At 48.9% G+C, this 13,602-nt stretch carries 13 protein-coding genes; 10 read left to right on the top strand and 3 right to left on the bottom strand.

Annotated features, from left to right (window positions below; translation table 11 throughout):
• The first annotated feature begins 24 nt into the window (after positions 1-24).
• Genes recO through acpS form a run of 3 tightly spaced genes read left to right on the top strand, consistent with a single transcriptional unit; the run spans position 25 to position 1,868 of the window.
• Positions 25-708, top strand: a complete 684-nt coding sequence (gene recO / locus WG68_RS15260; RefSeq protein WP_046558590.1) for a DNA repair protein RecO — start codon at positions 25-27, stop codon at positions 706-708.
• A 51-nt stretch (positions 709-759) separates the two neighbouring features.
• Positions 760-1,491 (top strand): pyridoxine 5'-phosphate synthase, encoded by a 732-nt coding sequence (gene pdxJ, locus WG68_RS15255; RefSeq protein WP_046558589.1) that lies wholly within the window; start codon positions 760-762, stop codon positions 1,489-1,491.
• Positions 1,491-1,868 (top strand): holo-ACP synthase, encoded by a 378-nt coding sequence (gene acpS, locus WG68_RS15250; protein WP_046558588.1) that lies wholly within the window; start codon positions 1,491-1,493, stop codon positions 1,866-1,868. The genes pdxJ and acpS overlap by 1 nt, the downstream gene beginning before the upstream one ends.
• Here acpS and WG68_RS15245 read toward each other — a convergent pair.
• The gene (locus WG68_RS15245; RefSeq protein ID WP_046558587.1) at positions 1,852-4,590 is read right to left on the bottom strand and encodes a response regulator; all 2,739 of its coding nucleotides are present in this window, start codon (positions 4,588-4,590) and stop codon (positions 1,852-1,854) included. The genes acpS and WG68_RS15245 overlap by 17 nt on opposite strands.
• Positions 4,591-4,688: 98 nt before the next feature.
• On the opposite strand from WG68_RS15245, the gene rlmD reads away from it, so the two are divergent.
• Genes rlmD through mazG form a run of 3 tightly spaced genes read left to right on the top strand, consistent with a single transcriptional unit; the run spans position 4,689 to position 9,084 of the window.
• Complete coding sequence (gene rlmD / locus WG68_RS15240) at positions 4,689-6,026, top strand: 23S rRNA (uracil(1939)-C(5))-methyltransferase RlmD (RefSeq protein WP_046558586.1); 1,338 nt, start codon at positions 4,689-4,691, stop codon at positions 6,024-6,026.
• Between the two features lie 9 nt (positions 6,027-6,035).
• On the top strand, positions 6,036-8,234 hold the full coding sequence (gene relA / locus WG68_RS15235; RefSeq protein WP_046558585.1) for a GTP diphosphokinase: 2,199 nt from the start codon (positions 6,036-6,038) through the stop codon (positions 8,232-8,234).
• 31 nt (positions 8,235-8,265) lie between these two features.
• On the top strand, positions 8,266-9,084 hold the full coding sequence (gene mazG, locus WG68_RS15230) for a nucleoside triphosphate pyrophosphohydrolase (protein ID WP_083981919.1): 819 nt from the start codon (positions 8,266-8,268) through the stop codon (positions 9,082-9,084).
• A gap of 65 nt (positions 9,085-9,149) precedes the next feature.
• On the opposite strand, the gene WG68_RS19225 is transcribed toward mazG, so the two are convergent.
• Both WG68_RS19225 and WG68_RS15220 read right to left on the bottom strand, forming a co-directional pair.
• Positions 9,150-9,866 (bottom strand): helix-turn-helix domain-containing protein, encoded by a 717-nt coding sequence (locus WG68_RS19225; RefSeq protein ID WP_052749128.1) that lies wholly within the window; start codon positions 9,864-9,866, stop codon positions 9,150-9,152.
• A gap of 149 nt (positions 9,867-10,015) precedes the next feature.
• Positions 10,016-10,981 (bottom strand): integron integrase, encoded by a 966-nt coding sequence (locus WG68_RS15220; protein WP_046558583.1) that lies wholly within the window; start codon positions 10,979-10,981, stop codon positions 10,016-10,018.
• Between the two features lie 249 nt (positions 10,982-11,230).
• On the opposite strand from WG68_RS15220, the gene WG68_RS15215 reads away from it, so the two are divergent.
• The 4 genes from WG68_RS15215 (at position 11,231) to WG68_RS15195 (ending at position 13,491) form a co-directional block, all read left to right on the top strand.
• Positions 11,231-11,662, top strand: a complete 432-nt coding sequence (locus tag WG68_RS15215) for a hypothetical protein (RefSeq protein ID WP_235357753.1) — start codon at positions 11,231-11,233, stop codon at positions 11,660-11,662.
• A gap of 474 nt (positions 11,663-12,136) precedes the next feature.
• On the top strand, positions 12,137-12,586 hold the full coding sequence (locus WG68_RS15205) for a GNAT family N-acetyltransferase (protein WP_235357752.1): 450 nt from the start codon (positions 12,137-12,139) through the stop codon (positions 12,584-12,586).
• 92 nt (positions 12,587-12,678) lie between these two features.
• The gene (locus WG68_RS15200) at positions 12,679-13,041 is read left to right on the top strand and encodes a hypothetical protein (protein ID WP_152663129.1); all 363 of its coding nucleotides are present in this window, start codon (positions 12,679-12,681) and stop codon (positions 13,039-13,041) included.
• An 84-nt stretch (positions 13,042-13,125) separates the two neighbouring features.
• On the top strand, positions 13,126-13,491 hold the full coding sequence (locus tag WG68_RS15195; protein WP_046558578.1) for a nucleoside triphosphate pyrophosphohydrolase family protein: 366 nt from the start codon (positions 13,126-13,128) through the stop codon (positions 13,489-13,491).
• The last annotated feature ends 111 nt before the right edge of the window (positions 13,492-13,602 follow it).

The following is a 13,602-nucleotide window of genomic DNA, read 5'->3' as shown; positions in this document are numbered from 1 at the left end:
TGTTCAGAACTGAGGCCTAAGCCAATGCAGCCGCTATGTCCCGCCTACATTCTGCATAGCCGGCCGTTTCAGGACAATAAACTGCTGCTGCAGCTGTTACTGCCAGAGCAGGGCCGGGTATCGGCAGTGATCCGCAAGCGCCAGGGCAAACAACGTTTTGCGTTGCAGCCATTTCAGCTGTTTACCGTGGCACTGACCGGGCGCAGTAGTTTAAAAACGGTGGCAACCTTAGACGAACTGGCGCCGGCCAGACGTTTTAACGGTAAATTTTTGTTTAGTGCGCTTTATTTAAATGAATTAATTTGCCGGCTCTGGCCTGACGATATGGCGGCTGAGCAGTTATTTGAGCATTATCAGCAAAGCCTGACGGCGCTTAATCTGGCGCAGCAAGCGCCTGAGCAACTTGAGCCTTGTTTGCGTGAGTTCGAATTTGCCCTGTTAAGCGAACTGGGGTTAGCGGTCGACTGGCAGCACGATGCCAGCGGCACTGCGTTGCACGCTGACGGCCAGTATGGCTGGCAGCCAGAGCAAGGTTTTGTTGCAGCTAACTCGGGTTGGCCGGGGACGGCACTGTTAGCGATTGGCCGGCACGACTGGCAACACAGCGGCAGCCAACAGGTAGCCAAGCAACTCAGCCGGCGGTTACTGGCGCCCTTATTGGGCGACAAACCGCTGCGCAGCCGGGCCTTGTTTAAGCTAGAGGTTTAACAGGTATATTTTCGTCGCAATCTGCATCCACAACCTAATACCGGAGCCGTTATGAGCCCTATTTATCTTGGTGTTAATATTGATCACGTGGCCACCTTACGTCAGGCCCGTGGTACCAGCTACCCTGAGCCGTTGCATGCGGCGCTGCTGGCTGAGCAAGCCGGTGCCGATGGCATTACCGTGCATTTGCGTGAAGATCGGCGGCATATTATTGACCGCGATGTGTTTTTACTGCGCCAGACCCTGAGTACCCGTCTGAACTTTGAAATGGCCGTTACCGACGAAATGCTGAATATTGCCGGTAAACTCAAGCCTCACTTTTGCTGCTTAGTGCCGGAAAAGCGCCAGGAGCTGACCACTGAAGGTGGCCTGGATGTGGCCGGGCAGCTTAGCCGGATGACCGATGCGGTCAGCCAGCTGGCGACAGATAATGTTCTGGTGTCGTTATTTATTGATGCCGACCACGCCCAGATTGCCGCGGCTGCTGCCAGCGGTGCGCCCTTTATTGAAATACACACTGGCCGCTATGCCGAGGCAACCGATAGCAAGGTGCAACAGGCTGAGCTGGCCAGAATTACCGAAGCGGCAGCGTATGCGGCATCGCTGGGACTAACCGTAAATGCCGGCCACGGCCTGCATTATCATAATGTGCAGCCGATAGCGGCAATACCGCAGATGTATGAGCTGAACATTGGCCATGCCATTGTTGCCCGCGCCATTTTCAGTGGTTTGGCCGGTGCGGTAACGGAAATGAAAAGGTTGATGGTGGAGGCCCGGCGCTAATGGCCATTATTGGTTTAGGCACCGATATTGTTGAAATAAGCCGGATTGAGCAAAGCCTGGCCCGTTCGCCTGGCCTGGTTAAGCGGGTGCTGACCGACACAGAGCAGCAGCGTTTTGCCGGCCATGCGCTGGCCAGCCGTTATTTTGCCAAACGCTTTGCTGCCAAGGAAGCTGCTGCTAAGGCACTGGGTACCGGTATTGGCCGTGGCGTATCGTTTCAGCATATTGAAATCAGCAATGATCAGCATGGCCGGCCGCTACTGCAGTTCAGTGGTTACGCCGCTGAGTTGGCCAACAGCTTAGGGGTCAGACAGTGCTGGTTATCACTAAGTGATGAGCAGGCGTATGCGATGGCCACGGTTATTCTGGAAGCTTAAGCTGTTCCAGCCAGCGGGTATCCAGCAGGCATAGTGCACTTAATACATCGTCCAGTTCAAACAGTTCGGGCTCTAATTGTTGCAGACTGATGCCGCTTTTCAGCTGGGTTTCCAGGGTCTCGGCCAGTGTTTTCAGACTGGGCACCCCGGTGTAGCAGCAGGCACCATGCAGTTTATGGATCAGCTGCAGCAGTTGCTCGGCATTATTAGCGCTGATTGCTGCAGTTAATTGTTGCTGGGTCTCAGGCAAGCCGGTTAACAGCATTTTCAGCATATCTTTGGCGAGCGCCGGCTTGCCGCCGGCGCGTTGCAGGGCAATTTTCCAGTCAATCAGGCCATTAGCATCACGGCTGGGATGGTGGGTGTCATTATCCGTATGACTCTGGCCTATCAGTGGGCAAAACTCCTGCAAGGTGTAATGCAGCATTTTGTCGTCGAGCGGTTTACTTAAAAACTCGTTAAAACCCAGTGATAGCAAGCGTGCCCGCTCGCCAGCCACCGCATGGGCGGTAACGGCAATAATGGGGGTATGTTCGTTTAACGAGCTTTGCCGGATCCGTTGGCAGGCACTAATGCCATCCATCACCGGCATATTAATATCCATAAAAATAATGTCGTATACATGCTGGGTGGCCTTTTGCCAGGCATCAGCACCGTTGGTGGCAGATTCAAGTTGCTCCACCAGTTCGGTCAGTAGGGTATTAATCAGTTTCAGGTTGGCTTCGTTATCGTCAACCGTCAGAACTTTTAGTGCAGCCCTGGGGGCTGCTAAAGGTTGCGGCAGATTATTGGTCTGATCTAAATAGGGTTTTGCCAGCGCAAAAGCCAGTTTTCGTTGATGGGTTGGTTTAGGCAGGCAGGCATTGGCACCTGAAGAGAGCATGGCTTCGCGCAAATTAGGTGACAGCGTATTCACCAGCAAATAGGTGTGCTGGCAACTGGGCCGGATTTGCTGCACTAAATTGATCACCAGATTCACCTGATTAATGGCAATCGCCCTGCCAATTAAGCCGATATCGTATTGCTGGCCATGGTTTAGTGCTTGTTGTAACTGGCCTTTAGTGGCGCAGGCAGTAACTTGCAAACCCCAGCCATGCAGCAGGTTAAGGGTGGCTTCCCGCGAGTATTGTTGCGGCTCAAAATACAGCAGGGTTTTGCTTTCCAGCACTTCAGTGGGCAGCGGTTCTGCTACCGATAAATAATGGCGCTGACATTTAATGGTAAACCAGAAGGTTGAGCCCTCAGCCGCTTTACTTTCAAAGCCGATATTACCGCCCATTGCCTGCACCAGGCGCTGCGAGATCATCAGGCCGAGGCCTGAACCACTTTGATGATCATTGGGTTGGCTGCTGCTGAAGCCCTGGAAAATATGCTGTTGTTTATCTTCATGAATGCCACGGCCGGTGTCTTGCACCGAGCAATGCAGGATCAGCTGATCTTCGTTCAGCAAGGTGCTGCTAACCCGGATCACAATGCTGCCATGTTCGGTAAATTTAATGGCATTACCGGCGATATTCATCAGCACCTGGGTCAGGCGGCCCGGGTCGGCGATTAAATCATCCGGGCAGCCGTTGTCTATCATCATCACCAGCTCAAGATGCTTATCGAACGCATTGGCGGCCAGCAGCTCGGTGGCATCGTTTAACAGATCGCGCAGCGAAAAAGGCTCGGGGTTTATTGACATCCGGCCTTCTTCCAGTTTGGAAAAGTCCAGCACGTCATGCACCAGGTGCAGCAGGCTATTAGCCGACTTTTGAATGGTGCTCAGGTAATCATGCTGGTTGGCACTGAGCTGGGTTTTCAGCAACTGCCGGGTAAAACCGATCACGCCATTTAACGGGGTGCGTAATTCATGGCTCATTTTCGCCAGGAATTCTGATTTCTGCCGGTTTTCTTCCAGCGCTTTGCGTCGGGCGAAATCCAGTTGAATATTCTGGACTTCCAGCTGCTCCATACTGAGCTGTAAATCGCTGGTAACCTGCTCAATATTCTGGTGCATTTCCTGCTCCAGCGAGCTGAGCTGGGTGCTGAGTTGGTTGATACTGGCCTGAATCTGGTCGAGCTCTTTAATGCCTGACACATTGTGTTGCTGCTGATAATGGCCGGCTTGCAGTTGTTGCAACTGCAGCTGCAGCTGACTTAGCATCGGCTGAATTTTCTGACGCACCAGCTGACTTAGCAGTACACACAACATAATAACGGCGACAACTAACATCACCACATGCAGTTTGTAGCGTTGTTGCTGCAACAAAATGTGCTCATTTTGTAAATGCAGCAGCAAATAGGGCGCCGCGGCCGCTGGGCTGTTGTCAAACCGCAACGGTTGATAGGCCAGCAAACTTTGTTCATAGGGTAATAACTGAGCCGCAGCGCTGTTACTGGCAGCAGTAATTGGGGGGTAGTTGGTTGCCCTGTGCTGTGGATTACTGCTGGCCAGCAGCTGGCCGTCGCTGCTAAACAGCGCTATATTGCTTAGCAGTGGCGAGTTCAGGCGGTGGCTGGTGTTGAGCAGTTCCTGAATGGCAATGATATTATTGTCTTGCAGCAACTTTTCGCTGCTAATAGCCAGTGGTACCGCGATATTTCTGGCCTGAACTGTCAGGTTAAGCTGCAGCTCCGCGGTTTTACTGTACGTAAAATAGCTGCCCAGGCCTACACTGGCCAGCACGGCGGGCAGTAAAGCACAGAGTAATATCCAGTAGCGTAAAGCAATTTTCGTCATTCGCGCCAAGGCTTGATACAATAGTTGCGGGCTGGCCCATAATGACACAACAATTTGTAATTGCCTACAGCACATACTTCAGTTGGTAAAGAGTTCAGATGGTAACACTATATAAAGCAAAGACTAAAGCCAGAGTGAACAAGGCTATCCTGACCCTGGATATCGATAGCACCGACTATGAGGTTAATGGTCTTAGCCGCTATCAGCAAAAAATTGCCTTTGTCAGCGGTGCGCTCAGCGGCGAAAAAGTACAGGTACAGGTAACGGCAGATAAAGCGGGCTATTTAAAAGCCCGCACTTTGCGTGTACTGACTGCTGCACCAGAGCGACAAACGCCGTTTTGTCCGCATTTCAGCCAGTGTGGTGGTTGCCAGCTGCAATATCTGAGTACTGAGCAGCAACAGCTGCTTAAACAGCAGGGGGTAGACCAGCTTATTCGTCACCAGACCGGCCTTGGTGCCTTGCCGTGGCAGCCCATGCTAAGCGGGCCAGCGCTGCATTACCGGCGCAAAGCCCGGCTGGGTGTCTGGTACGACAAAAAGACCCGGCTACTCAGTGTTGGGTTTCGCGCTGAGGGTAGTAAAAATATCAGCGCTATCAACCAATGCAGTATGCTGCGCCCGGAACTGGCAGCGGCGTGGCAGTTGTTGCCGCCGCTGATCAAAGCTTTACCCGAGCCCGGGGCTGTTACCCACCTTGAGTTATTTAGCGCAGGCACGCAGCCCTACGTGGTAGTGCGCCATGTTAAACCGCTCAGCCCGGCGCAGCAGCAAGGCTTTAGTCAGGCGTGGCCCGACGCATATTTTCTGGGCGACGACGGCAGCGGTAGCTTACAGGCGTGGCAGGCCGACACGCCGGTGCCGGCCTATACCCTGACAGAGCAAGACCTTCAGCTGCAGTTTCAACCCGGTGATTTTATTCAGGTGAACGAGGCCGTGAACCAGCAATTGGTTAGCCAGGCCTTGGCCTGGCTCGACGTTGACGCTAATGACGTTATTCTGGATTTATATGCCGGCATTGGTAATTTCAGCCTGGCACTGGCCCGGCACGCCAAAGCGGTGCAGGGTATTGAAGGTGTGGCCAAAATGGTGCAACAAGCGGCAACCAATGCGCAGTTGAATGGTCTGACTAATGCCAGCTTCGCCCAGGCGGATCTGCACCTGCCCTGGCCAGATGCGCCATGGCGTCAGCAGCATTACACTAAAGTGCTGCTGGACCCGGCCCGGGCCGGAGCGCAGGGAGCGATAGAGCAGGTTGCTGCACTTAAAGCGGCACAAATATTGTACGTGTCGTGCAACGCGGCCACCTTTGCCCGCGATGCCAAAGTATTACTGGCTAACGGCTACCAGTTGCAAAAGCTGGCCGGGGTAGATATGTTCCCGCATACCAGTCATTTGGAGCTAATGGCATTGTTTAGCAAGGCCGTTAAAAAATAAGGAGTTTCCATGGTCAGGGTTCGTCAGTCTCATAGTAGTGGCTATCATGGCGGTGATACGCTGGAATGGCTGTGTTCACTGGGGTTGACTGAGAAAAAGATCAGCGCCTTGCTCAACTGCGGTTTATGGTTAAAGCAGCAAGGCCTGGACGATAGCATTGCCCAGGTGCGTACCGGCTGGGAAATGGTTGAAATTCTGGCTGACTTAAAAATGGACCATGACTCGCTGCTGGCGGCGCTGTTATTTCCGGCGTTTGACGCCCATCTGTTAACCGAAGATAAGCTGGCGCTGGAATTTACCCCCACTGTGATTGGCTTGCTGCACTCGGTGCAGCAAATGGATGCCATTCGCACTATTCCTACCGGTGCCAACCAAAGTGTTAACCCACAACAAGCTGACAATTTACGTAAAATGCTGCTGGCCATGGTGGAAGATGTGCGGGCGGTGGTGCTGAAACTGGCGGCGCAAATTTGCTATTTGCGTGATGTAAAAGATACCGATGAAGAAACCCGGGTACTGGCCGCCAAAGAAACTAACGCGATTTTTGCGCCATTGGCCAACCGGCTGGGCATTGGCCAGTTAAAGTGGGAGCTGGAAGATTTAGCATTTCGTTACCTGCACCCTGGCGTATATAAGCAAGTAGCCAGTTTGCTGGAAGAAAAGCGGCTGGATCGCGAGCAATATATGCAGGATTTTGTTGCCTCGGTGCGGCAGAAAATGCAGGAAGCCAATCTGGATGTGGAAGTGTATGGCCGGCCCAAACATATTTTCAGCATCTGGAAAAAAATGCAGAAAAAACAGCTGAGTTTTGATCAGCTGTTTGATATCCGTGCGGTGCGCATTGTCGCCGAGCGGGTGCAGGATTGTTATGGCGCGCTGGGTATAGTGCATACCGGCTGGCGCCATTTACCCAAAGAGTTTGACGATTATATTGCCACGCCAAAACAGAACGGCTATCAGTCTATTCATACCGTGGTGTTAGGGCCGCAGGGCCGGGCAGTGGAAATACAAATACGTACCCGGCAAATGCATGAAGACGCCGAACTTGGCGTGGCTGCGCACTGGCGCTATAAAGAAGGCGCTGCAGGCAGTAATAAAGTGGTGGCCAATGATGAAAAAATTGGCTGGCTGCGTAAGTTACTGCAATGGCAGGAAGACGTGGTAGACGGCACCGACTTAGCCGAAGAGCTGCGCACCCAGGTGATTGAAGACCGGGTATATGTGTTTACCCCCAAAGGCGATATTGTCGATTTGCCGATAGGCTCGACGCCGCTTGATTTTGCCTACTATGTACACTCTAACGTGGGCCACCGTTGTATTGGCGCCAAAATATCCGGCCGCATAGTGCCTTTTACCTATCAGCTGAAAACCGGCGATCAGGTGGAAATTCTCACCGGGCGCGAGCCTAATCCCAGCCGCGACTGGTTAAACCCCAATTTAGGCTATTTAAAATCCAGCCGGGCCCGCTCGAAAGTGCAGTATTGGTTCCGGCTGCAAGATCGGGATAAAAACCTGGCTGCCGGCAAAGAGCTGCTGGATACTGAACTGAGCCGCTTAAATCTGTTAATGGAGTACCCGGCCAAAGTACTGAGCCGCTTTAATGTCAGCTCGATGGACGAGCTGTTGGTGGGCATTGGCGGCGGCGAAATTAAAGTGACCCAGGTGGTGCACTTTATTCAAAGCCAGAGTGGTAAGCTGGAGCTGCCAGAAATTGACCCCAGGCTGAGAACCAAACCCTTACCGGCTACCAAAACCAAAAGCGACGTGGTGGTGCAGGGGGTAGGTAATTTATTAACCCATATGGCCGGTTGCTGCCAGCCGCTGCCGGGCGATGCCATTATTGGTTATATCACCCAGGGCCGTGGTATTGCCATTCACCGCGACGACTGCGACCAGTTTAAAACTCTGCAGGATACGCACCCGGAACGGGTGGTTGATGCTACCTGGGGCGACAAATATGCTTCGGGTTATGAAGTGGATATCCGGATTGTGGCGCACGATCGCAACGGTTTATTGCGTGATATCACCAGCATTTTAGCTAACGAAAAAGCCAACGTTACGAAAATGAGCAGCAGTTCAGATATTAAAGAGCAAACCGCGGTAATTAATATGACCATGGAGCTATACAACCTGGACTCACTTAATAAATTATTAAGTAAAGTCAGCCAGATAGATGATGTGATAGAAGCCAAGCGCTTTCATCATTAAGCCGTTAAAGCCAAAAATAAAAGAGAGCAGTGTGGCAGATAATATTCAACGCCTTTTAAGCATAATGAGCGCTTTGCGTGACCCGCAAACCGGCTGCCCGTGGGACCTTAAACAAAGCTACGCCAGCATCGTGCCCTACACCCTGGAAGAAGCCTACGAAGTGGCCGATGCCATTGCGCGTGAAAACTTTGACGAGTTAAAAGATGAGCTGGGCGATTTATTGTTTCAGGTGGTGTTTTACGCTCAGCTGGCCAAAGAAGACGGCCGTTTTGCCTTTGATGACTGCGTGGCCGCCATTTGCGACAAACTAGAGCGGCGCCACCCGCATGTGTTTGGTGAGCTAAGCGCAGATGCTGCCCCTGATGCAGAAAAGGTGCTTAATGCCGAACCGCTTAATGCAGAAACAGTGCTGCAAAACTGGGAAGCGCTGAAAAGCGGCGAGCGCATAGCAACCGGGCAGCACAGTGTGCTGGATAATATCCCCATGGCCATGCCAGCACTTAGCCGCGCTTACAAGCTGCAAAAACGCTGCGCTAACGTCGGCTTCGACTGGCCCGATGTAAGCGGCTGCTGGGATAAGGTAAAAGAAGAAATACTGGAAGTGGAGCAAACCGCACCAGGAAGTAAAGCGTTAGAGGAAGAGCTTGGCGATTTAATGTTTGCGCTGGTTAATGTGGTACGCAAACATAAACTCGACCCCGAAGCGGTGCTGCGCGCCGCCAATAGCAAGTTCGAAACGCGCTTTCGTGGTGTAGAGCAGCTATTGGCCGAACAAGATAAAACCCCACAGCAAAGTAACCTGGATGAAATGGAGGCATTGTGGCAGCAAGTTAAACACCAAGGCCGGTAACGGCGTTATCCACCACCGTAAATACGCGGCCAACTATGAGTTTAAGCTTATAACAAAGAAGTTCGTCACCACCTTTTGCTGAGATAAAAGCAACAAAAGCCGCCCATCATTAGCATGGCGCCCAGCGACACGAAAATATAAAAAACTCGATGGTCTGGCGTCAATTTCTGCTGAATAAGCAGGAACCGTCTTTTCGCGCCAGCCACGTCAATATCATAAAAATTACCCCGGTCCTGACGCCAACTGACTTGCTGATACTCTAAACGTGAAAATAAGGGGTGCTCTGTCAGCTTTTGGCGCTCGGGTTCGCTACGCATTCTGCGTTCAAACCATTCATAATTGGGCATCTCGGTAAACAGGGTTATTGCTTCGTTCTCATTGATTACGCCCTTAGATTCATAAACATAGCTGACATAAGCGTAATCTTTCATGGCAATGCCCGCTGAAAAAATCAGGGTGCCAAACATTTCCATCGCCAGACCAGCAATTAACCATCGTTTTCTGCTGGCGGTTTCGGCTCTTTTACGGGTAATAATAAACTCACGCACCAGTGCAATGTCTTTTAGTTTCTCAAGTTCATTACTAGTGACCTGTTCGCTGATCTGCTTTACCCTGAACTGATATATTTGCATCAAGCGGTCAAAAATCTCCGCTGACGGTACGGCTTTATCGTTTTCCAACTTAGACAGGTACGACTGTTCTATCGCTATCTTGCTGGCTGCCTCGGGCTGAGTCCAGCCGGCGTTTTCACGTTGGGCTTTTAAGTATTCACCGAATTTCATCTGTGTCTCCTAATCGTTTCTTAACAGCATAATATGTTGAATTAACGATTGAATTCTTGGGTATTCCTGTCAGGAAAGCGAGGTGAATAGTAAGTGATATTGAGGAATATGCAAAATGTCTGTAAAAAGCCATTGTCAAAAAAGTGTTATCATACCAACATCGACAGTGGGCTTTTTACGCCGCTGGCGCCTTGTTTTAGAACGTGGGTGTATATCTGGGTGGTACGCACATCGGTATGGCCAAGCTGCTCTTGCACGGTGCGGATATCTGCGCCAGACTCAAGCAGGTGAGTAGCGAACGAATGGCGTAGCGTGTGGCAGGTAACATTCTTGCTTATTCTGGCCTTTCTGGCGGCTATTTTAACTTCCCGCCTTAAACACGTTTCATCCAGGTGATGTCTGCGCAGTAGTTTACTGTCAGGGTCAGCATTAAGCCTGCCGGATGGAAATAAGTATTGCCAACCAATTTGCTTTGGTGCGCCCGGGTTTTTGCGGGCTAACGCGAAAGGTAACCAAACACCACTATACTCAGGGTTTTCCAAGTCAGCCTGGAAGTACTGCAGAACATATTGGCTTTGTTGTTTAAGGGCCGGTACTAGCTCAGGCGCCAGGGTGACCCGCCGGTTTTTATTACCTTTACCTTGCCACACCATCACTGATAAATAGTCGTAATCAATGTCATGCACGCGTAACCTAACGGCTTCCATCAGCCGCAACCCACTACCGTACATTAATTGGGTAAGTAGTTTATATTTAGGGTCAACTACCTTTAACAGCGCAGAAATTTCGCTACGGGTTAATACCACGGGTAACTTTGGTGAAACCTGAGAGCGATTAAAATTCAAATTCAGTGATAGCGGTTGCTGCAACACTTTACTGTAGAGGAAACTCAGTGCATTTAATGCGGTAGCCTGGGTTCGCGGCGCTACGTTACGCTGATTTACCAAAAAGCTTAAAAACGTCTCTACATCCTGGTCTGACAGAACCGAAGGATGCTGTTTTTTATGATAAAGAATGTAAAACTTTATCCAGTATAAATAACCTTCAACTGTTCTTTTGGCATAACGGCGGGCATACATAAATTCAGCGATGTACTGTAAAAATGGCGATGCCATAAGAAACACCTCTTAAATAAATGGGTATGTATGAACATACAGTAGTAGGTAGATTAATTGTTAGCAAGTGAATCGCAAGCTTAAACCGCGCTTTCCCCAATCTGTGCCCGAGAACGCCACAAAAATATATTGATTTTTAGAAGCTTAAAGCGTAACTTCAATTTTTTTACAAAAGATAGAATGTAATTTACACGGCATGAAAGCGTGGACGTTACAATTTACTAAGCTGTTATCTCTAATGAGGTTATTTTGAAAACCCTAATAATTTTAATATTTACTTTATATTCAAGCCATTCATACGCCTGTAGTTGCGCTGAACTTTCTGGAAAAGAGGTAATGGAAAGTGATTACGTTGAAAATGTATTTATTGCATTCGTTAAAGACGCAAAAGCGATATCTTCAAACGGGAAATATTCGAGAGTGGTAGCTAGTTTCGATATTGAGAAGATATTTAAAAGAAGTGAAGTGATGCCAACAACGGTTGAGACTTACCTAGATAGCGCGGCATGTGGCTTCCCAATTGAAGTAGGCTCGAAATATGTATTCATTACAGATATAAATGGCTCAGTTAACTATTGCACAAGCAGATTAATTCCTAAGTATAGTTATGACCTAGAGATTGAAAGGTACTTAAAAGACCTAGAGGCTAACATGAGTAAATTAGAGATAACAAAGCATTAAAGCGGACAAAAATGAAAAACAATTTTCGCCGCTTAATGCGGCGTTAAGTTTGTATGGACGAAAATTTCTCCGTAAAAAATGTTCTACTATTTCTGTCATTTTTTTTGGCGGCATATTTGTTATTTGAATATTTTTACTTCGGCGGTGTAAGAGGTTCTGAGATCGAAGGACGAATAAAACTTGTAAAACAGCACAACTTTGTGAAGTCGAATTACGTTTTAATCGCGGACGTTGAACTTGATGATGGCAGTGTTATAAAGGCCTCTCTGAAGAATTGCTCACGTTCTATACGAGGTAGCACGATTAAAGTTGTAGAGTTCAACCCTTGGCCTTTACTATATAAAAATTACAAAATAATTTGCGATGAAAAAACTTAACAAGCGCCATCAAAAACGCGCCCTTTGGGCGCTCGACTCGCAACAAGTTGCTCGCGTTTGTGGCGGGCGTTAGCATTTCAGGATGGTAGGTGTTCATTTGAGAGTTCGTGAAGCAAAGCCTGAAGATGCATTAAGATTGTCTGAATTGTATAACCAGTTGGTTAATAACACTGCGGTAAATGTGGAGCCAGAACAAATACAGACTCTTTATGAGGATGCGCGCTCAAAGCTATTTGTCTGTGACTACCAAGGTAATGTTGTCGGGAGCGGGCTAGTGTCATTGTGTTCTGATGTTATGTTTCGTAAACAGCCGTTTGCTGTAGTAGAAAACGTTATTGTTGATGTTGCTGCTCGCGGGCTTGGTGCTGGTACTGCCTTATTCAAGGCAATAGAAATTTTTTGCGTTAGTACAAACTGCTCTAAGATCATGCTTCTTAGCTCATCGCAGCGGTTAGATTCCCACGCATTTTTTGAAAAGCAGGGTTTTAAAGGGGCGGTCAAGCGTGGCTTTGTTAAGTATCGGTCTGCATTTACCAGTTCAGGGTAAGATGCTAACAAGCGCCTTAAACATCGCGGCCTGCGGCCGCTGGACTCGCAACAAGTTGCTCGCCGTTTAGGCGTGCGTTAGGCTTTTTGATCATGCGTTCTTTTCTAGTTAACACTTATGTTGGGTTAATGCTTCTGTCCCTTTTCGGAGGCGCTATCTTGTTAATTGGCGCTGAGGCATATTCAGCACTAGTGTCAGTGCCTTTTGCATTATTGGGTTTGCTAGCCGTTTTTTTTGGCAATAATTACTTATCCGACATAAAACATTATAAGTTTCGGGAGTTGAGGTATGAAAAAAAAATATATTTTGGTTACATCTTAGGTGTGCTGGCAGTTCTCCTGTTTGGCGTTGCTACCTCAACCACGGGATTTCTAATTGCAATTGGTTACGCATTGCCATCTATTATTTTTGTAAGTTACTTTGTTTTAAAATGTGGCAGGGTAAAAAATGCCTAACAAGCGCCTTAAACATCGCGGCCTGCGGCCGCTGGACTCGCAACAAGTTGCTCGCCGTTTAGGCGCGCGTTATGCATTACTGATATGACTGATTTCAGAAACCTGACATTAAAGGAAGAAGCGGGGCTAGCGATATTTTCGGTAGTATTCTTTAGCTTACTTGCATTTTCTGTCTATGGATTTACATTTGATGACTTCATATACATAAGTAGGCGTAGTAAATTCTGCTTTTCTGGGTTTAACCGTGTAATGTTTTTTTCTTCACTATTAATTTTAAGCCTAACTTTTAGCTTAATGGCGGTATTTGGTTATCTCCTCAAATTTAAAATAGTAGAAAAAAGGAAACCAGGTTCAATGAATGATAACGTTCTTTTAGTGCCACTCGCTTCGTCATTTATTGGTTTAGCTATTACATCACTTTTTGCGAGCTATGCTTGTTTTTCAGGTTAAGGTAATGCATAACAAACGCAGTCACAAACGGCCACTGCGTGGCCTGGACCTCAACCGCTGCGCGGGTTTCGGCCTGTGCTGCGAGCGTTATATGTACGGAAAGTTATGACG

Origin of the sequence: Arsukibacterium ikkense (genome assembly GCF_000987775.1) — a bacterium.
GTDB classification, from domain to species: Bacteria; Pseudomonadota; Gammaproteobacteria; order Enterobacterales; family Alteromonadaceae; genus Alishewanella; species Alishewanella ikkense.
This window is presented reverse-complemented; position numbering and strand designations above follow the sequence as displayed.